The organism is Sorangium sp. So ce385, assembly GCF_051474135.1.
GTDB classification, from domain to species: domain Bacteria; phylum Myxococcota_A; class Polyangia; order Polyangiales; family Polyangiaceae; genus Sorangium; species Sorangium cellulosum_D.
The window spans coordinates 13,542,631-13,561,254 of sequence record NZ_CP150337.1 but is presented as its reverse complement, the minus strand read 5'-3'; the positions used below and the strand labels follow the sequence as shown (position 1 = coordinate 13,561,254).

22 protein-coding genes are annotated in these 18,624 nt (G+C 68.3%); 14 read left to right on the top strand and 8 right to left on the bottom strand.

Going from position 1 to position 18,624, the window contains the following annotated elements:
* Positions 1-18: 18 nt before the first annotated feature.
* The 4 genes from WME83_RS49625 to tnpA all read right to left on the bottom strand — a co-directional run bounded on the left by WME83_RS49625 (position 19) and on the right by tnpA (position 3,288).
* Positions 19-300 carry a hypothetical protein gene (locus WME83_RS49625; protein ID WP_437316708.1) on the bottom strand — a complete coding sequence of 94 codons (282 nt, stop codon included), beginning with the start codon at positions 298-300 and terminating at the stop codon, positions 19-21.
* A gap of 584 nt (positions 301-884) precedes the next feature.
* On the bottom strand, positions 885-2,537 hold the full coding sequence (gene tnpC / locus WME83_RS49620; protein ID WP_437314546.1) for an IS66 family transposase: 1,653 nt from the start codon (positions 2,535-2,537) through the stop codon (positions 885-887).
* Complete coding sequence (gene tnpB, locus WME83_RS49615) at positions 2,534-2,956, bottom strand: IS66 family insertion sequence element accessory protein TnpB (RefSeq protein ID WP_437314547.1); 423 nt, start codon at positions 2,954-2,956, stop codon at positions 2,534-2,536. The genes tnpC and tnpB overlap by 4 nt, the downstream gene beginning before the upstream one ends.
* Complete coding sequence (gene tnpA, locus WME83_RS49610) at positions 2,950-3,288, bottom strand: IS66 family insertion sequence element accessory protein TnpA (RefSeq protein ID WP_437314548.1); 339 nt, start codon at positions 3,286-3,288, stop codon at positions 2,950-2,952. The genes tnpB and tnpA overlap by 7 nt, the downstream gene beginning before the upstream one ends.
* A 115-nt stretch (positions 3,289-3,403) precedes the next feature.
* Between tnpA and WME83_RS49605 the strand changes: the two genes are divergently transcribed.
* The 3 genes from WME83_RS49605 (at position 3,404) to WME83_RS49595 (ending at position 6,911) form a co-directional block, all read left to right on the top strand.
* Complete coding sequence (locus WME83_RS49605) at positions 3,404-3,718, top strand: hypothetical protein (RefSeq protein WP_437316707.1); 315 nt, start codon at positions 3,404-3,406, stop codon at positions 3,716-3,718.
* A 375-nt stretch (positions 3,719-4,093) separates the two neighbouring features.
* A complete protein-coding gene (locus WME83_RS49600; RefSeq protein WP_437316706.1) occupies positions 4,094-6,037 on the top strand; it encodes an ATP-binding protein in 1,944 nt (647 codons plus the stop codon).
* A 289-nt stretch (positions 6,038-6,326) separates the two neighbouring features.
* Positions 6,327-6,911 carry a hypothetical protein gene (locus tag WME83_RS49595; protein WP_437316705.1) on the top strand — a complete coding sequence of 195 codons (585 nt, stop codon included), beginning with the start codon at positions 6,327-6,329 and terminating at the stop codon, positions 6,909-6,911.
* A gap of 5 nt (positions 6,912-6,916) precedes the next feature.
* On the opposite strand, the gene WME83_RS49590 is transcribed toward WME83_RS49595, so the two are convergent.
* On the bottom strand, positions 6,917-7,300 hold the full coding sequence (locus WME83_RS49590) for a hypothetical protein (RefSeq protein WP_437316704.1): 384 nt from the start codon (positions 7,298-7,300) through the stop codon (positions 6,917-6,919).
* Between the two features lie 167 nt (positions 7,301-7,467).
* Here WME83_RS49590 and WME83_RS49585 point away from each other — a divergent pair, with 167 nt between their 5' ends.
* The 11 genes from WME83_RS49585 (at position 7,468) to WME83_RS49535 (ending at position 16,204) form a co-directional block, all read left to right on the top strand.
* Positions 7,468-7,869, top strand: coding sequence for a hypothetical protein (locus WME83_RS49585; RefSeq protein ID WP_437316703.1), 402 nt, complete (start codon positions 7,468-7,470; stop codon positions 7,867-7,869).
* Entirely contained in the window at positions 7,866-8,408 is a 543-nt protein-coding gene (locus WME83_RS49580; protein ID WP_437316702.1) for a hypothetical protein, read from the top strand. Before WME83_RS49585 ends, WME83_RS49580 begins: the two co-directional genes overlap by 4 nt.
* Positions 8,405-9,238, top strand: coding sequence for a hypothetical protein (locus WME83_RS49575; protein WP_437316701.1), 834 nt, complete (start codon positions 8,405-8,407; stop codon positions 9,236-9,238). Before WME83_RS49580 ends, WME83_RS49575 begins: the two co-directional genes overlap by 4 nt.
* 164 nt (positions 9,239-9,402) lie before the next feature.
* Entirely contained in the window at positions 9,403-10,827 is a 1,425-nt protein-coding gene (locus tag WME83_RS49570) for a hypothetical protein (RefSeq protein WP_437316700.1), read from the top strand.
* 4 nt (positions 10,828-10,831) lie between these two features.
* Positions 10,832-11,374, top strand: a complete 543-nt coding sequence (locus tag WME83_RS49565; RefSeq protein WP_437316699.1) for a hypothetical protein — start codon at positions 10,832-10,834, stop codon at positions 11,372-11,374.
* 55 nt (positions 11,375-11,429) lie between these two features.
* A complete protein-coding gene (locus WME83_RS49560; RefSeq protein WP_437316698.1) occupies positions 11,430-11,831 on the top strand; it encodes a hypothetical protein in 402 nt (133 codons plus the stop codon).
* Positions 11,819-13,660 carry a hypothetical protein gene (locus WME83_RS49555; RefSeq protein ID WP_437316697.1) on the top strand — a complete coding sequence of 614 codons (1,842 nt, stop codon included), beginning with the start codon at positions 11,819-11,821 and terminating at the stop codon, positions 13,658-13,660. The genes WME83_RS49560 and WME83_RS49555 overlap by 13 nt, the downstream gene beginning before the upstream one ends.
* Positions 13,657-13,884: a hypothetical protein gene (locus WME83_RS49550; protein ID WP_437316696.1), complete on the top strand. Its 228-nt coding sequence runs from the start codon at positions 13,657-13,659 to the stop codon at positions 13,882-13,884. The genes WME83_RS49555 and WME83_RS49550 overlap by 4 nt, the downstream gene beginning before the upstream one ends.
* Entirely contained in the window at positions 13,877-14,404 is a 528-nt protein-coding gene (locus tag WME83_RS49545; RefSeq protein WP_437316695.1) for a hypothetical protein, read from the top strand. Before WME83_RS49550 ends, WME83_RS49545 begins: the two co-directional genes overlap by 8 nt.
* A gap of 29 nt (positions 14,405-14,433) precedes the next feature.
* A complete protein-coding gene (locus WME83_RS49540) occupies positions 14,434-15,330 on the top strand; it encodes a hypothetical protein (RefSeq protein ID WP_437316694.1) in 897 nt (298 codons plus the stop codon).
* A 682-nt stretch (positions 15,331-16,012) separates the two neighbouring features.
* Positions 16,013-16,204: a hypothetical protein gene (locus WME83_RS49535; RefSeq protein WP_437316693.1), complete on the top strand. Its 192-nt coding sequence runs from the start codon at positions 16,013-16,015 to the stop codon at positions 16,202-16,204.
* A gap of 33 nt (positions 16,205-16,237) precedes the next feature.
* On the opposite strand, the gene WME83_RS49530 is transcribed toward WME83_RS49535, so the two are convergent.
* From WME83_RS49530 to WME83_RS49520, 3 genes are read right to left on the bottom strand one after another with little or no spacing between them, the layout of a single operon-like run.
* Complete coding sequence (locus WME83_RS49530; RefSeq protein ID WP_437316692.1) at positions 16,238-16,864, bottom strand: RNA polymerase sigma factor; 627 nt, start codon at positions 16,862-16,864, stop codon at positions 16,238-16,240.
* Positions 16,840-17,475 carry a hypothetical protein gene (locus WME83_RS49525; protein WP_437316691.1) on the bottom strand — a complete coding sequence of 212 codons (636 nt, stop codon included), beginning with the start codon at positions 17,473-17,475 and terminating at the stop codon, positions 16,840-16,842. The genes WME83_RS49530 and WME83_RS49525 overlap by 25 nt, the downstream gene beginning before the upstream one ends.
* The gene (locus WME83_RS49520) at positions 17,472-17,648 is read right to left on the bottom strand and encodes a hypothetical protein (protein ID WP_437316690.1); all 177 of its coding nucleotides are present in this window, start codon (positions 17,646-17,648) and stop codon (positions 17,472-17,474) included. The genes WME83_RS49525 and WME83_RS49520 overlap by 4 nt, the downstream gene beginning before the upstream one ends.
* Positions 17,649-18,624 lie beyond the last annotated feature (976 nt).

Genomic DNA, 18,624 nt, shown 5'->3' with positions numbered 1-18,624 from the left:
CAGGTCTAGCCGGGGTCTCTATTCGACCGTCGCCTTGACTCCCCAGCCATCTAAAAAGCCGCTCAGCATTCTGGACGGCGTTAATCCCGCATTCTCGAGGGCCTTCCAGAGAGCGTCGCGGACAAGCTCCGCGGACGCGTTCGTATCGATCATGCCCATCACGGTCGTCCGCGGTAGATCCAGCTGTTTTTCAGGGGAAACTGGGTGCAGACCAGCGCTCCTGAGAACCTCGTATGCACGGTCGTAGTCTCCCTTGTCCGCCGTCTTCAGATCAAACGTAACAATTATCATTCTTTCCATGGTTTCCATCCTTTTCAGACCAGCTGTAGCTGGGGCACGCGAAGGTAACTCGCCATTGCTCGCGCGCAAGGGTCCGCCTGCGGGATCGCCGCCCGCTCGCCCTGCGGCCAAAGCAGTGGCAAGGGGGTGGGCAGTCCGGCCGCCGGATGCGCTCAGCGGCAAGCACGATCACGGCTGCCCTTCACGATCGTGCCCGACCCCGCCGCTCCGTCCAAAGCGTCCAATGAGTTGACATCGTCCGAAGAATGTGGTGGCGCAACAAACCCCTTGACACGCAGCCTGGATCCTGCGTGCTACCGGCCTGCCAGACGCGAAGCGCTGGGTGACGTACAGCTTGCGGCGCACGTTCGCGACGCTCTGGAGCTCGCCGCGGTCCTCGCTTCGACGGGCGACGTGCGCGCGGTACAGGAGCGGACGCGCCGTAACCGGCCGACCATCGCCATGGGCGCGGCCCATTGCGGCGCTCGTCAGGGTCGACGAGACTGGACGCGGGGCCGCGTCGGCCCACGGCCCCGGGCGGGCCTGGAACGGTGCCCGCCAAGGCGGCCACCGCCCGCGTCGCCACGAGGTACGCGTTGTTCTGTTCAGGTCGCGTCGGGGTCGCCAGCGGTCGGAGCAGTGCGCGCCGAGCTCGCCCACGCGTCGGGCAGCAGTTCGTCGAGCCGTTTGCGCGGCCAGCCCGCCTGCAACCTGCCGATCACGTCCGTCGCCCAGGCGAGTGGGTTGGCTCCGTGCATCCGACACGAGCCGAAGATCGTATAGCCGATGGCCAGGCGCTGAGCACCCTTGTCGGAGCCCGCGAATAAGTAGTTCTTTCTTCCGAGCGCGACACGCCTCAGCTGCCGCTCGACCTCACCGTTATCAATCTCGAAACGGCCTTCGGTGAAGCAGCGCCGCCACGCGGCCTCCTGGTTGATGGCGTACTGAGTTGCGACGTACAGCGGCGTGCCGGGCACGAGCCCGAGATGCAGCTCGTGAACCCACTGGTAGAGCTCGTCGACGAGGGCGAGCGACAGCTCTTGCCTGCGCGTCCAACGCGCCTCAGCGGACAATGCCTCGTCTTTGCAGGCCGCCTCGATGCGGTAGATAGCCTTGAAGTACGAGAGCGCCACCGCGGCTCGCGCGTCGCCTCCCTTCGCTGCCTTCTCGAACTTCGCGCGGATGTGCATCCCGCAGCCGAGCCGGCGCTCTTCGGGCACGATGGCCTCGCCGCGGTCGTCTCCACGGAGCATCGCGCCGTAGCCCGCGTAGCCGTCGCCCTGGAGGTAGCCGGTGAAGCTCTGCAGCAGCTCTGCTGGATGCTTCGCCCTCCAGTCCGGCGCATACAGGAATGCTACGAGGTCCGCTCCGACGAAGGCCCAGATATGACCTCGCTTGACCCCCGCCGGATGATCCCGATCCAGCACGCGCATCCCCGTATCGTCGGCGCGCAGGTAGCACGAGCCCAGCACACGCTCCTCGATCCTCTCGGCCACGGGAGCGAGCACGTCGAGCGCGAAGGCCGACCAGTCTCCCAGTGTCGACGGGGAGAGCGACACGCCGAAGCGAGCGTACTGCTGCGCCTGCCGGTACAGCGGCATCGAGTCCTCGAACTTCTCGACGATGATGCTGGCGAGCAGCCCTGGCCCCGGGCGTCCGCGATCCATCACCTTCTCGCTGTCCGCCGTCGTCACGCCCTGCTCGGGGCAGCGCGGACACGCGAGCTTCTCCCTCTGCTCCTCGATGACCCGGAACTGTGCTGGGACAAACTCGAGCACCTCGCTCGTCCGATGACCGATGCACTTCTTTTCCGCGCCGCACTGCGGGCACGTCCGCTCCTCTTCGGGGACGGGCACAACGCGCGTTTCGCGCGGCAGGTGTGCGGGCAGCGGAGCGCGCCCGCCCCGTCCTCGCGGCGGCTTCGGCGGCTCAGAAGGTTGCGGCACAACCCCCTGTCCTGGTTGTGGCGAGGGCGAAGGATCAGCTGTCCCCTGCGGCGCCTCGGCCCCGAGCTCGCCGAACAGCAGCATCAGCTGCTCGGTGGAGAGCTTCTGGCTCTTGCGGCCGTACAGCTCGCGCAGCGCGCTCGCGAGCTTCGCCGACAGCGCCGTGTTCTTGTCGCGCAGCTGGATGAGAAGACCGAGCACCAGCTCGATGAGCTCAGGGACGCGCTGCTCAGCCGCGAGCTGCTCGAGCTTACGTCGCACATCCGCCAGATCGGCGGGGAGCGCTGCCTGGGACTGCCGAGGAAGGGTCACGGGGCGCGCTGGATATCGAGCCCGCGCGCATCCCTCAAGCTTTGCTTCGACGCGTCGATCTTTCTCACGCCGGGTCTCCAGCGCTTGCGCCGTACGGCCTGGGACAGGTCGAGCCCCTCGAGCATCAGTGCCAGCTCGGCCGCCTCGACCTCGACGTGGGTCGCGCCCTTGGGCAGGTCGCGGGCGAGGTGGAACCGGCCGCGGGCGAGTTTCTTGGCAAAGATGGCGTACCCAGTGCGGTCCCAGAACAGCACGCGCACCTGGTCACCTCGTCGATTCCTGAACACGAACAGGTGCCCGCAAAGCGGATCAGCTCCGAAGCGCTGAGCGACCAGGACCGACAGCCCATCAAAGCTCTTCCGCAAGTCGGTCGGCTCAGCCGCCACGTAGACCCGCACCGACGGCGGCAGCGTCAGCACGACGTCTCCTCGGCGGCGAGCGCCAGGACGCGCTCGAGCGTGGCGGGGTCGAAGCCCGGCCGGACCCGCACCACCCGCCCATTGGGCAGCGCGATCTCGATCGGCTCCGGCGCGACGGGCGATGCGTCGGTCACAACGTGGACCGGCAGGAAGCTCGGTGCTTCGGTCAACGACGACGGCGAGGGCTGCGGAGGCCCATCAGTCCGTAGCTTCCAGCGCCACCAGTACAGCTGCTTCGGCTTGTATCCCTCACGCCGCGCGAACTTCTCGGCGCTCAGCCCGCTCCGCTCCCATCGCTCCACCCGCTCGGCCCACTCCGCCCTCGTCGCCATCGCTTCCTCCTTCGCGATGGGGACAGCTAACCGGCGCCGCTCGGACCGTCACGATGCCCTTGGCCGGGCGCTTACGACGCGCCATCGCGATCGGCGAACGCTGGAGGGGTTGTCGGTGATCGTCGCGCCCCGCGTCCGATCGGTGAAGACCGCGGCCGACGCCGTGGGCATCGCGCCTCTGGACGAAGCGGAGATCCAGCGCAGAGCGGACGAGGAGAAGCGGGAGCACCGCGAGGAGGAGCGGCAGGCGTACCTCGGCCGGCGCCCAGAGACGTACGAGGCGATCGGGATGAGGTCCGACGACGCGGTGGAGGGCATCGCGGAGATAGGTGGTCGGCTGCGGCTCGTAGCGGAGCACAGCGCGCACGACAGGCTCCGGTCGACGTGCGGCTCCAGCGGGCGGCGCAGCGCGCGCGGCGCGCCGACCTGACTCGCTCGCGGGATCCAGCGAGCAACCGCTCGCCTTAACCACGCCCTTGGAAAGGGAGCGTCGATGCTCACCCTCCGCCCAGTAAAACCGCCGCTTGTGCTGAGCAGCCCGGGAGTCGCCGTCGAGGATCGGCGCCCTCCCCCCCGCGACGTGCCGCCAGGTCCGCAGCACCGACGCTCTGAGCACGAGAAACGGCGCACCAGGTGCCAGCAGGAAACGATGCCGATGCGCGCATCAGCCGGGTGCTAGCGAAGTCAAGTCAGGCGCGATGGGTGCGCGTCGGTTCCCGCCGAGGCCCTGTGCCGAGGTGGACCGCTCGAAGCTCCTCAGGGTACGATGGGCACCAGTACGTCGAGAGCCAGCGGACAGGCCGGCATGACCAATCACTTGCAGGAAGTGGAGGACGGGATGAAGTCTAGACGCCAGCAAGCAGTACGCTGGAAGACGCACGGCCATGTACTAGCAACCGTCAAAAGCATCTTCAGGGGATGGGAAGATGTCGTCGTTGAGTTGATTAAAAACGCTTACGATGCAGACGCCCGAAACATCTGGATCAGGTGTCCTCGAAAAGATCTGCCGGAGGCCGACAGACGCGAGTTCGAAGTTCGTGACGACGGCCACGGCATGACGCGCGAAGACGTCGAGACAAAGTACTGCGCAACAGGGAGAGATAAGATTTCAGCGGATGGCTACAGGAGCCCAAACGGGCGCACCGTCAACGGACGACGCGGGACGGGCAAATTTGCGGCGCTCGTTGTCGCGAACGAAGTAGTAGTCGAAACGTGGGCACGCGGCGAACACTCCACGTTCAAGTACACTGAGGAAGCAATTCGCGAGGCCAGCGACAACGACGTTGCGGTCGACGTCCTAACGGAGGCCTGCGATCCCAGCGAACGTGGAACGCGGATCGCCCTACTTGGCCTATTCCAGAACGAACCACTCCCAACTGAACGCTCCATCGCGAACGTGCTGCTTCGCCATTTTGGACAACAGAGCGACGTCACGATTCACATAAACGACGTCCCATTCACCCCTCAGGACCACGCACAGCGCATCGACGAGATCATCGACGAAGAGATACCAGGGTTCGGCTCTGTGACAGGCGCGATATGGCTAACACATCAGCCAATAAAGACGCCAGGCATAGTCATATATCACCGCGGACAGACTGTTCACGGGCCATCCCTGTTTGGTGTCGAACACAAGGGATACCGCGGCGATACGAGAACTCTCACCAAAAAGCTGGTCGGTCGGATATCGGTCGAGCCGGAGGACGAATCGACCATTGGAACAGGCGCGTGGACGCTTACGAATTCGTACAAGGCAGTGGAGGAATGGCTCGGGAAGCGACTGGAAAAAATCGTCGAGAAGGGGGTTGAAGACCATCTCCAGAAGCGAGTCGATAACTGGTTGCGTGATTCCATCGCAAAGAAACACTATGAGCGCCTTAACGACGAGCAGAAGGCCGCTGCGAGACGGATCTTAGTCAGTCGAGCCAAGACAGCCGGCGACACCGAAGTCAACACAAGAGCCGAGCGAGTCATCGCCAGGTTTGTCACCAGATCGATGAGGGTGAACAATCTGGCGGTAGTCGTTCAGGCAGTCGAGGAGGCAGACGACGCCACGGTGGACACGCTGGCGTCCATTTTAGGTGGGGACGGTCGTTGGACGCTTCGGCAAGTGGTCATAACATCGACCGTCGTGAAGGAGAGGGTCAAGGCGTTAGATGAGTTGGCCAAGGTCACCGCGGATGACTCCTACAACGAGTCCGCCATTCACAAGATTTTGGCAAACAACCCATGGATCATCTCCGATGACTTTCACTCTTTTCGCAGCAATCGGCAGATACTAACGACGTTGCGAGAAGTATTTGGAATTCATGCCACAAACACAGACGCAACGACACGGCCGGACTTTTTCTTCGTGTTAGGAAACATGCTGTCGTCGGCGGACGGAGCAGCGGTATCAGACATGCGATACCTGTTCGTCGAGCTCAAAGGTCCAGATCAGCCTTTAGGACTCGACCAGCAGAATCAAGCAACAAACGATGCCTCGAAATTTCTCCACTATCGCGGTGGCGGGCACGCCAACGTGTGGTTGATTGGAACGCGTTTTCATCCGCGGATGCCCTGCGCAACGGAGCTCGCTGTGTCTTCGCCCGTCAGATATCACTATCGAGCCACGACATACCAGGAGCTAATCGAGCTCTGTCGTCGCCGTCTCATGTACCTGGATGAAGGAATGGCGTCCCAAGCCGAACAGGTCGCAAAAAAGGTCGTTGAATTGAACGAGCAAGAGATCGCCGCCATGGTCAAGTAACACGAACCGAGCTAAACGGTTCGCCCCATAGTGCAAGCTGGATCGCGCGACGGAGACACATTGCTACAAGGAGTACCGTATGGAGGCACAAGACGCGGCAGACGGGGAGGCTAGACAACGCACACTGACCCAGGTGTTTGAGATGTTTGTGCGTCCAGAGATCGAGCGGCGCCTCCTGAGTGGCTCTCTTGCGAGCCCGTTTGAGCTCGGCGCATTCCAAATATTGTGGGGTGATGCAACGTCTCGAGAGCCGCTTGTGCACCTCAACGGCGAGGTACGAGCTAGGCTCATGATGCTAGCGCGCGGTCAAGCGAGCCCTGGTGAGACCGTGATAATCGACGATATCACCCGGATCCGGTCCGTCGAACTCAGTCCCGAGGACGAGGCTGAGTTCGCACATTTTACGGCCATTCTGGTGCAAACGAGTTGGATTTACTCATTTGATTTTCGCTATCAGAAGAAGGCGGCTCGTTCCCATGTGGACGCGGCAGGCGAGTTCTTCGCTATCGCCGACGCCGCCTACGCTGCTGGTCATACTCGAGCGTTTATTGATAACGCGCACAGCTCTGCTGAGCTCGTGGCGAAGGCAGAGCTGCTGCTCATGAAGCAGATTGGAAGCGGCCGAGCAAACCACAAGGACATCCAGCGAATCGGCTCGGCGTTTCTCCACATGCGAGACATTCATTCGCTCCTAGGGCGGCTGTCGACGCTCCGGTTCCCGGCTCGGTACCTACTAGGTGAACTGACCGTTACCGCTGACGAGCTCGAGCGGCTGCGCGCAGGACTGGCCGACGCTCTCGGGGTGGCACAGAGGCGCGTTGCAACACGCGGTCTTCCGCGTCAGCCCGCAGGGGGTCAAGACAAGACCGGCTAGCGCGGTCAGCGGCCCGCAACGTCCCGCACAGGCGCCATCGACAGCGATCTCAGAAGGGGCCGCGTGGCGGCGGGCCGGACAGGTCGGCCCGTGGACTGAAGCCGGAGCCACGCGGCCCAGCTCCACGGAACCTCCCGCCGCAGCGCGTCGCACGCCGAGCGGTACCGGCGCTCGCGCTCCTCGACGTCGCGCGTCCCAGGACCGGCGACCCATCGCACCACGTAGTACGGGGCACCGAGCGCGTCGAGCGTGCCCCCCCACGTGTCCCCCAGCGCGGCGATGCGGCGGAAGTCGCTCCTCCGGGAGCGGCTGATGGGGGCGCGCACCCGCGGATCGGACCGGAGCCACGCGACGGCCTCAGAGTACGATTTGTCTCGGCGAGCCTTCATAAGCAGCCCCAACACTACCACACGGGATCTCCACGGGAAACCGTCACACATCGCATACGTACTCTGAATCAGAGTACGTCCCCTTCAGAGTACGAACCGCCGGGAGCGCCTCGCCAGCGCGCTAAGCCTCCTGCGAACGAGCTCGGCTCGAACGAAGGAGGTTTCCCGTGGCTGGTACTCTCGCGCTTCCCATGGACGCGGCGCTGGCGAGCGCGTCCAAGGCTGATCTGGTCGTCGCCCTCGAGGACGCCCAAGCGAACGAGGCGATGCCCCTCGTCGTCGAGGTCCCGCTGACCAACGCCATCGCGTCGGGCGTCTCCTACGCCGACGCGCGGCACAACGACGGCGACACGGTGAAGGTCGCGACGGCCGCGGTCAGCGGCCTGGGCGCGCTGCTCGCGGGCGACGCCAACCCGACGCTGCGCGGCCTGTGCCGCTCGGCGCTCATCGGCTCGACGAACGCCATCAGCGCGAACGCGGGACGGGCGCTCGGCCTGAAGCACAAGGCCGAGACCGAGCGCCGCCGGGCGGAGGAGCGGGCCGCGAATCCCAAGAAGGGCACGGCGTGAGCGGCAAGCCGCGCGCCGGCTCGTCGTCCGTCGTCACCCAGCAGGTGGTGACGATCGACGTCCACCAGCTCGCCTCGGAGCTCGCGGCGGCTTACAGCCGGGGCGCGGCAGACGCGCGCTCGCAGATCGACTCTCTGGAACGGACGATCCAGGCGCGCGAGGAGACGATCAAGGACCGCGACAGGCGGATCGCGGAGCTCTACGACGACCAGCGCAAGGCCAACGAGCTCCTGACCAAGGCAGCCGAGACGAGCGCGAGCCTGGCGATCGTGCAGGGTCAGAAGGAGATCGCGATCGAGCGGCTCAAGAACGCGAACGCGCGCGAGACGGAGCTCTACAAGCTCCTCGGCGTGCCGCTCCAGCGCGTCGTGGCGATGCTCCCAGGAGGCGCAGAAGACCCGAAGATCCAGCCCCTGAAGCGGGCGCTGCAAAAGGTCTTCGACGACGAGGATTTGTGCGCGCGCATCCAGGCGCGCGTGGGCAACGAAGACTGGTTCGCGGTGCTGGACTGGGCCGCGGGCCTCGGAGAGGTGTCATGAGAGACAGGGACCTTGAAGAGACGTATGAGGCGATCGGGGTGAGGTTCGACGACGCGGTGGAGGGCATCGCGGAGGTGCTCGACGACGAGGAGGACGACGACGTCGAGGGGCTCCTCGTGGGCGACGAGGACGAGGTGGGCGCGTACATCGCGCGCAAGGCTTCGGGGATGAGCAGGGAGGACGCGAAGGCCGTCGCGCGAAAGATCGCCAAGTCCATGGCTGCGCTGGAGAAGGCTTACGCGACCGTCGGTGCCACAAAGCTCGTTGCGGCGGAGCAGCGCCCGAACAGCTCCGTCACGCTCTACGCCACGGCGAGGGGCACGCCGTGCGTCGGAGGGCAGGTCTACGAGCTCAAGCCGCGCATCAACGGCGCGCTGCAAGGCTCGAACTTCAAGTTCACGAAGACGATGACCTTCTTCGGCGTCCGCACGGATCCGGTGGACTGCGCCCAGCGCTTCTGCATCGTGGGCGGCTCGCTCGGCTTCAGCGACGACCGAGCGAAGGCCTACCCGCAGGACATCTCGCTCACCCAGTTCCGGACGGAGCTCATCACCAAGGACACGCCGCTCGCCTCGTTGATCGGCAAGTCGTTCGGCGACGACACCGAGTTCACGTGCTCGATCTACCTCGACGGCCCCCCCGAAACGCAGGTGCCGTTCTACGGGATCACGCTCCTCTACTTCGAGCGGCAGTGCTCCACGGGCCGGATCTTCCTGCCTGGGGTGGGAGAGCTCGACTTCCGGGGGCTCACGCGTGAGCTGCTCTCCGCCGCGAAGCGCCGGCGATCCCTCGCGCCGAAGGCGCGGCCGCGTTTCAAGCTGTTCAAGTGAGGGGGCGAGGGCGCGGCGACCGCGAAGGGCCGAGACGGAGGGCATGAGCGATGTTGCAAGACGACTGGCACGAGGAGGACGCCGCTCCCCAGCTGGACCACGTGAGCGGGGGAGCGTCGGAGCATGGCGGCGAGGTCGGAGCCTTCGCCTCGATGGGAGACGTTGTGAAAAGGGCGCGCCGCGAGGCCGACGAAGCCGTCAAGCTGGAAGCGGTCCGCAAGGCCACAGGCATCCGCCCTACCGTCTCGATTCCCCGCGATCCTCAGGCCATCGCGGATGTCCTCGCGTCGCTCGTCCGCGCGGACATCCGCCGCGGGGTCAAGGTGCCGCTCAAGGGCCTCCGGTACGTGCCCGACCAGGGCGGCGATTTCTTCGCCTCGCCCGAGGAGGTGCAGCACAAGGGCGGAGACGACTGCGACGGCCTCACGCGCGCAGCCGGCGGGCATCGCGGACGGTGGGTCGGCTGCGTGCGCGTTCCCAACGGCCGCGGCTTTCACGTCTTCCTCATCGACGATGCGGGCCACATCGACGATCCGAGCGTGACGGGCGGCATGCCGAAGCCCCCGCCGGAGGCGTACGAGGGCGCCGCACGTGCCCAGATCCGACCGCCCGCTGCGGAGCGCCTGAAGGCGGCGCTGCGTCGCGCTGCGGGCCGACGAGGTGACGCCGCGCGCCTGGCCCTGCGCAAGGCTGACGTGTCCCTCTCCGACCTCGCAGCGAGCGAGCAGGAGGCTGTCCGCCGAGAGGTGCTCGCGGAGGTCGAGCGGGTGTCGGCGACGCTGCCGCCTGACGCGGCGGAGGAGCTGCGCCGGGCGGCGGTCGCCGAGCTCGCAGCCGCCGAGCAGGGCGGCAACGCCGTGGCGGGCACGGAGAGCGGCGACTCCGCCGAGCTCGCGGAGCCCGAGCGCCCTGCGGCCCCAGAGGACGCCGAAGACGTCGGCTTCTGGGACGACGTGGTGCGCGCGGTTGGAACCGTCGCCTCAGTCGTCGTCGGCGCGGTCGCGACCCCCGCCGCGGGGGCTGGCGTGGCGGTCGCTACGGGGGCCGTCGCAACGGCGGTCGGAGAAGCCGAGAAGGCGGCGAAGAAAGCCAAGCGCCCTCACCCCAAGGATCCGAAGCGAAGCGACGCGACCGCGGTCCATGCAGCGGCGCAGCAGGCCGCGAAAGCAGCGCCGCGCGCCTCGGAGCAGGCCAAGGCGCACGCGGCGCTCGCCGCCCTGACGAGCCCCGACCCGAACGTGCAGCGCGCCGTCCGGCGTCGGCTCGCGGTCCCCGCCGCCAAGGACCCTGCGCCCGCGGATCGCGCCCGGCTGCTCGCGGCGGCGGTGGCGCTGCGGAAGCTCAACTACCGCCTACCGCTGGAGGACACGCGCCCGGGCGCAGCTCCGCCGCCAGCTGCGCCCGTCCAGGCGACTCCCCAGGAAACCGCACCGGCGCCGGAGCGCGCTCCTCGACGCCGCGCACGGGCAGCAGGCGAAGAGGAAGAGATCGACGACGATTTCAGCCTCTTCGACTTGGAGGGGTGGGCCGAAGACGTGGAGGGCATCGCCGAGCGTGTCGGCTGCCCGGGAACGTGCACGGTCCGGTGAAGCCATGAGCTCGATCCTCATCGAGAACGCCGCGCGGAACGACAAACCGCTGTTCGTGGCTTCGTGGTGCGCTCCCGTGCGCGTCTGGGTGCGCGCGCTGAAGATCGACCGAGGGGACGCCTACAACGGCGAGGGGCTCGCGCTGCACTGCCGCTGGGTCTTGCCGCGCACTGGCACGCTGGCGGTCGAGCCGAAGGCGGCGCCCTCAGCACGCGTCGAGCTCTGGAGCGACTGCGGCGCCTACTACCTTCGCACCGGCGGGGACCTCTTCCTGAAGGGGGGAGCGGGCAGGTGGGAGGTCGAGGTCTGGTCAGCGGAGGACGAATCCGGAGCGTGGACGGAGCCGCAAGCTTTCTGGTTGACCCACTTTTACGAGAAGCCCCAGGCAGCGCGCTTTCCGCCGTTCACGACGCGGTTTCGGCTGGTGACCGGCGAGCTCAGGGTGGGCGATTACGACCTCACGCCGAACGTGATCTACCCCGTCGGCCTCGCGCCCCAGTCAACCATAAACGCCCAAGGATACTGGCAGTCCGGAACGATGCTTTGAGACGCGCCTTGCTTCATGACGCTTGAGAGAGACACGACCCAAGGAAGGTGATCCCATGATCTGCACTGCATGCAGCGGACCGCAAACGTACACGAACGGGCACCGCGTCTGCGCCAACTGCGGCGCAGTGGAGACGGTCAACAAGCCCCGAGCGAGCAGCGAGCCCCGGGAGCCCCCCCGTGAGGCGGAGACGCCCCGAGGCGAGCCGGACGCCCGCGAGCCGCAGACGACCAGGGAGGGGCGCAAGGGGAAGGCTGCCGAGGAACGCGCCCGCGCGCCCGAAGCAGCAGCGCCGGAAGCGCCCGAGACGTCCGGCACCTTCTGCGGGGGCTTCCCGTCCGTTCACATCGACCCGGAGGCCGCAGCGCTGGTCTCGGACGTCGGCCGCTTCGTTCGCGAGGTGGCGCCCCGGGCGCGCGAGCTCTTCACGCGGGTGCGGGCGCTGTGGAACCGCTGACGGTCCTTGCCGGCCTCGGATACGCCGCGACGGCGGCGCTGCCGGCCGGCCTCGCGTACGTGCGGCACCGGGCGCGCCGAGCGTTCGGTGCCTCCTCGCCCGCCGACACGGGCGACGAGGACAGGCCGGTCGCGCCGGCCTACCCGGGGCTGGTGAGCGCGACGCCCGCCGTACGCCGTGCGCTGGTCGAGGTGGCCGCCGAGCTCGGCCTATCCCCGGCGGCGATCGCGACGGTCATCGAGCTGGAGAGCGGCTGGGACGCGAGCGCGCCGCGCTCGGCCAAGGGCACGCCGCGCGGGGGCCTGATCCAGGTGACAACAGGGGCGGGCCTGCCGGGGCTCGACAGCGCGGAGCGGGTCTGGGCCGTGCGCGCCTGGAGCGCCGAGCGGCAGATCCGCGAGCTCGTGCGCCCTTTCTTCGGCCGGTTCCAGGGACGCTCTCCCTCCTGGACCGCCTTCGACCTCTACAAACGGAACTTCCTCCCCGCGCTCGCAGCCCTGCCGCTCGATGCGCGCATCGCGGAGCGGGACAGCAAGGAACCCCTGGTGCCGGGCGGGAAGCGCACGAAGGGAGACGTCTACGCGGCGAACCCTGCGTTCGATCCGGAGAAGAAGGGGCACTTTACCTGGGCCGACGTGGAGCGCGTCGTCCACCAGGTCGAGGCGCGCGCCCGGGGCCGGTGGGTCACGATCGCGGGGCGCGTCGTCGACGAGGCCCCGGCGCCCGCGGCGCAGCCGTCACGGCCCGCCGCGTCGCCCGCGGCGCCCTCCGTCGTGCCGGTCCAGCAGGCCGCACCGCCCGCCCAGGTGGCGCCCGCAGTGCGGCTGCTCCTGCGGCAGCTGAACGAGCGCTGGCCCGGTCGGAACCGCGCCAGCGACGGCCTTCTAGGCGACGCCGCGCACCAGGCGCGCAAGAGCGACCACAACGAGGGCAACGCGCTCGACGTGACGCACGACCCGGAGCGCGGTCCCGACCTCGACGCGCTGGCCCATCTGCTTCTCGCTGACCCGCGCGTCACGTACGTCATCTGGAACAAGCGCATCGCGAACCGCGCGATCCAGGGTGGCGCCTGGCGTTCCTACGACGGAACGAACCCCCACACGCGACATCTCCACGTATCGATCCACGCCAGCGCGCGGCGTGATGAGCGCCCCTGGGCGCTGCCGGACGCGAGCGCCGCGGTCGCCGGCGCGCCGGGTCCCCTTCCCCTCCCTGACGTCGTGCAAGGGTGGAAGGACGGCCTGGTCGACAACGTGTACTGGTCGGAGCTCGACGTCGGCCCGTACCGGCTCCGCGTGGCGACCGATGCGCTCAGCGTGCGCGGGGTGCGGCTGCCGGTCGCGTTCGGGGAGGTGCTCGAGCTCTGCCGCATCTCGCACTACCTCCCGCCGACGCGCCCGCTCTGCGACGCACGCTGGAGAGCGGCGGCGCGCCGGGTCGTGCTCGCACCGCTCGGCGTACCGGGATCGCCGGTGCTGCTCAGCCGCTACCCGACGCTCGACGCGCAGGCGCGCGAATGGTCGCGGCGCATCGGGCCGAAGTCGTCGGCCCTGCTCGATGGCCCCTGGAACGAGTGGATCCTCGAACCGGGCATCAGAGAGCGGCAGGCGGTGAGCTATGGCCTGCGGCGCGAGGACGGCGGCGTGTGGCAGCCGCCAGGGCTCGCGCACGACGACGCGCACAAGGACTGGTCGCAGCTCTGGGCACCGGTGCACCGCGAAGCGATGCGGGACGGCAGAGCGATCGACCTTCTGCAGGAGCTCGCACAGGGCTCGGATCTGCTTCTCGGCGGCGCGCTGCCGCCGTGGCTCGTGGAGGTGCTCAGATGAACGCAATCGAGTTGATGTGGCGCGTGCTCTTCGTGACCAGCGTCGCGGGGAACGTGCTGATCCTGGCGAGCTTCGTGGGGCTCCGGAAGGAGCTCCGCGAAGCACCGGGCCGGTTCTTCCGGCGCATGTTCGGCGACCAGCTCAAGAACACGACGATCCAGTTCGATGACCAGGGTCGGGCCCTCGTGGTGAAGCCCATCGGAACGGGGGAAGCCGATGAATGAGCACGTCGGGGCGTGGTTCGTCTCGCAAGAGGCGAAGGACTCGTATGTCGAGCTCCGGCGGCGCTGGGACGCGCTGATCGCCTGGGGCGTGGGGGACAAGCTCCCGAACGTCCGCCGGCAGCTCGACGCCTGGCGCCAGTTCTCGGCGAAGTGGGAGGCCGGCGACGAGGACGTGTCAGCGCTCTCGGCGATGTCGGCCGATCTCCACGTCGCCGAGAGCTACGCGCGGGAGAAGGGCTACGCGGGCGGCGGGCCGCAGGTGCGTGCCCCTGACGCAGAGGACGCAACCGGGCCGCTCAAGGTGGCCGCCGTGATCGACCGTGCGGCGACGGCCGCGGGCCTGCCGGCCTCGGTGATCGGCGCGAACACCGTGCCCGAGCTCGCGCAAGGTGCGGTGCGCATGTTCAAGGGCCTGCCGCGGGGCGTGCAGCTTGGCGCCGGAGTCGCGGCGGGCGGGCTCGCCCTCTACGGCGTGCACAGGCTGACCGAGGCGACGCGGCAGAAGCGGAGGCCGCGGTGACGCGCTTCGCACCGCTTCCCCCGCCTCGCATGACGCGCGAAGGGCGCGCGATCGAGACGTGGGCGCGTCGCTTCAGAGCGTTCGGCGCGTCTCCTGAGACCGCGTACCACCTCGCACGCAACCGGCTCGGGATCGCGGTCGGGGCGGTCGCCTTCGGCGCGGGCGTCGTCGGCACCGTCATCGCGTCGCGCCGAGGCCAGGGCGCGCCGGCCGAGCATGCGCCGAGCCGACGCACGAGCTCGGCGGCGCTCAAGCCGCGACCCGTCGCTGTCGTGTGGGTCGGGCCTGTCTCGCGCACCCAGGTCACGGGCGCCGAGCTCGCGGGGGTGCCCGTCGTGCATCTGCCCTGCACCGGCGACGGCTCGCCCTCGTGCAGCCAGATCGCGGACAGCTACCTCGACGGCGACGGCCGGCGCCTGCCGGGTCTCCGCCGCGCGCTTCGGCTGCCGGCGGGTCCGCTCGTGCTCGCGGCGTTCTCGGCGGGCGGGCACATCGTCAGGCGCGTGCTCACCGACCCGCGCGATCGGGCAGAGCTCGCGGGCGTGGTGCTCGCCGACGCGACGTACACCACCGAATGGGCCGACCAGGCGCAGGGCCGGGCAGCGCCGATCCGCTCCTTCGTGGACTACGCGATGGAGTCGCTCGGCGGCGGGCGGCTCTTCGTGGCGACGGCGAGCAGCGCCCCGAACAAGCACCACCCCACCGGGGCGCAGACGCTCGCCGCGATCGCGCGAGAGCTCGGGGGCCACGTGATCCCGGAGGTCGGCGCGTTCGCGAGCCTACCGGCGCCCGACCGCGGGTGGAGGGGCGGCGGGGTGCACCTCTTCGACTACGGGGCCCGCTTCGGGCACGCGGCGCACGCGACCGAGCTCGCGCCGAAGGTGTGGGGCGCGCTCGTGCGGCCGTGGTTCGAAGGGGTCGGGTGAGGAGGGAGCGATGGCGAAACAGCAACCGCTGCCGATGTTCGGCGTCGAGGGGAAGCCGGCGAAGCGCCGCAAGAAGGGCAAGGGCAGCCGCCCTCGCACGATCGTCGTCGAGGCCGAGTCGAGCGAGGAGCTCCCGACCACCGAACCCCTGCGGCTGCCTCCGGGCCCTCCGGGGCCGCCGCGCCTGCCCGCCGGAATGCACGGCGGCGACGGCGGCGGGCTGGTCCTTGTCGGGCGGAGGCCTCTCGGGAGGCCGAGAGCGCCGCAGAGGACCAGCGCGACGCGCGTCGAGGCAACCGCCGCCACACCGAAGAAGAGGGAGCGAGTCATGCAGAAGGCCAAGCGGCGTGGGGCCGTCGAGAAAGCTCCGCGCGAGCGGGAGAGCGAGGAACGTGCGACACCGAAGGCGAGGAAGAGCCGCGCGAAGACGGCACGCACGGCCGCGAAGCAGACGTCCAAGCCGGCGAGGGGACGCCCTGCCGCTCGGAAGGCCACCGCGGCCCCGAAGCGCGGGCGGCGGGGCGCACGGGCGCAAGCCCCGACGTACATCTGCCGGCCGAGCAGCGCCGAAACTGCGCTGGCAAAGCAGGTGCGGGACCTGAACCGCCTCCTCCGGACGAGGGCCAAGCCCGTGCGCGCGAAGCGCAAGCCACGCGCGGCGGCGCGCCGCACGAGGTGACCGATGGATCCGGTCAAGGTGCGGCTGATGTTCGAGGCGTTGATCCCGCCGAAGAGGCTCGACCGGGTGCTCCGCGCGGCGTCGCGATTCAACGCGAGGGTGCGAGTGCAGCCGCAGAAGAAGCGGCGGAAGACGCGGAAGGCTGCGACGACCCAGGCCAAGGCGCCGAGACGGCAGCGCCCTCAGAAGGCGTAGACGGTCGAACCGCGCGCGGCGTGCTCGGCCGGCTCAGCCGTCACGCTGGCGTACCGTCTTCGCCAGCACCACGAGCGCAGCTGAGCGCAGCTTGTAAAGCGTGCTGAGCGGCACGTTGTACTGCTCCGCGAGATCTGCCATCGGGATCTCGTGGATGTCGTGTGCGATGACGACGGCGGCGCCCTCGACGTCGCGCATCTCCAGCAGAGCGTCCACCACGGCACGCCGCCTCTGCTCGGCCTCGATGGTCCGCTCGGCGTTGGGCGCCTCGTGCTCAACATCCGGCACCTCGGCGGCGAGCTCCTCTCGACGGTGGCGCGCCGACCTGAGGTGGTGATCGACGCGGTGGTAGACGAGCCTCCTCACCCAGCGCTCCAGCGGGGCCATTCCTGTGACCTCGGGATCGGGCCGGTACCGGCCCTCCTCGCTGGCCTCCCAAGCAGCGAGCATCACGTCTTGGGTGAGATCGTCGACGTCCGCGCGCGTTGCCCGCGTGGCTCGGAGGCTCCTGGCGATGAGCCGCCGCACCAGGTGCACCAACGCGGTGAGCTCGGCGACCGGGATGCGCTGCGCGCCGAACTCGCGGTGCCTCTTGTAGGCGATCGCGATCGCGAGGAAGACGAGATGCCAGAGCGCTACTGCGACGTCGACGGCCGCCATATGGCCACCCCCTGAACGACGATCAGCGCCAGGTAGAGCACCACGAGCATGTTCTGCGCGCTGATCCAGCCGGTGAAGATGTCGGCCCGGTAGGGGCCTCCGGTCACAAACGCGAGCTCGATCGCGACGATCACCCCCGTGCAGACGGTGGGAACCGTTGTCTTGCGGTCAGACCTTAGCCAGATAAGGAAGCACCCGAGCGAGACGCAGAGCGAAGCGAGCTCCGTCGCGAGGTAGAAGCGGCGCAAGTCCGCGCCGCGCGGGTAGGTCGCGACCATGAACGCGACCGCAGCCGCGTAGGCGGCGAGGACGCCCCACGGCCGCCGCCGGGCGAACATCCACACCGCGAGGGCAGCGATGCCGGCGCGCCACGCGACGAAGAGCGCGCCGTCAACGTCGGCTGCGACACGCACCCAGCCGGTGAACGGCGCAGCGCCGAGCGCGGCGCGCGCCGGTCGAAGAACCCAGGTGATCAGCAGGTTGCGAACGACGTCCGAGGCGAGAGAGAGGATCAGGAAGACAGCGACCGGCCGGTGCTCTGGGCTGCGTCGGGCAAGAACTACCGCCAGGGCAGCAGCGACGAAGGCCAGCGCGTACAGCGCGGCGATCATGCCTGCTTCTGAGCGACGAACCGCGTCAGGTCGGCCTCTGCACCAGCCAGCTTTTCACGCGTCGCCGCGAGGAGCTCGGCGTCAGGGGTCGTCTTGAGGAGGGCGTCGACTTCAGCGAGCAGCGCGCGGAGAGCCTTCAGAGCGCGATGAGGATCCGGCGGGGTGATCGACATGACCTGAGGAGGCTACTCGGCGCCGCATCGCTGGCCAAGACGCCACGAGCCCGGAGACCACGCCGATGAGCTCCGGTAGCCGCCACGTCTCGGACAGCCACCACACCTCGCACGCCGCCCACGTCTCAGAGAGCCACCGCGCGACGAAGTGCGGATCCGGCGGGGTGATCGACATGACGCGGAAACTAACAGAGAGAGGTCGCAACGGACGAATTAGTGAGAAATCGACGCGGCATATCGGAATGCGATCAGCGCTCCGTCCGCAGGGTGCCGCGAACGACGGTGAACCCGAAGAACGAGCACGCGCCTGCGATGCCCTGCCGTCTTCGCGCCAGACGGCGCGCGCGCCTGAAGGTGCGGCCTGCTCATGACGTGGGCGCCATCAGCGTTTTCGGCGTGCAGGCGGTCACCAGTCAGAACGGAGGGCAGGATCGTCGAGCTGTGCATCGCGGCCGAGCAGCCTCGCCCGAGCCGCGAGCATGACGAAGCCGAGGCGCTCCGGTTGAGGCGAGCCGAGCCGGTGCGTCCTGCGGCGGCTCGACGGGCGGTGCTGCGGCTGATCCTGCAACCACGGCGACGCCGTCGAGGGCTGAACGCGCCGCACGAGCGCTGTCAGCGCATCGCCGAAGCGTGCCGCACGTCGAGACGCTCTCGTTCTGAGCAGGCGAAACGCGGAGCTCGAGGCCGCACCCGCGATCGGTCAGGGAGCCTCTACTGAACCCGCGGGCACCCAGCCGTGAGCGGCGCGCGGAATCCGCTTGACATCCGCCACAAACAAGCGCTGGTCTTGTCGCACGCTCCCGGGGCTTTACTCACCCGAGGGCGTGTGCAGCCCGTGTGCATCGCTGTGCGTTTGCGTAGGCACAAACAGCCGTTCAGCAGAGCTGAATCAAGCCGTTGAGATCACAAACGTTCCAGGAACCAACGCCGGCCGGTTGAGGTAAAAAACGACGGCGCTGGTACTGCACACGAGCTG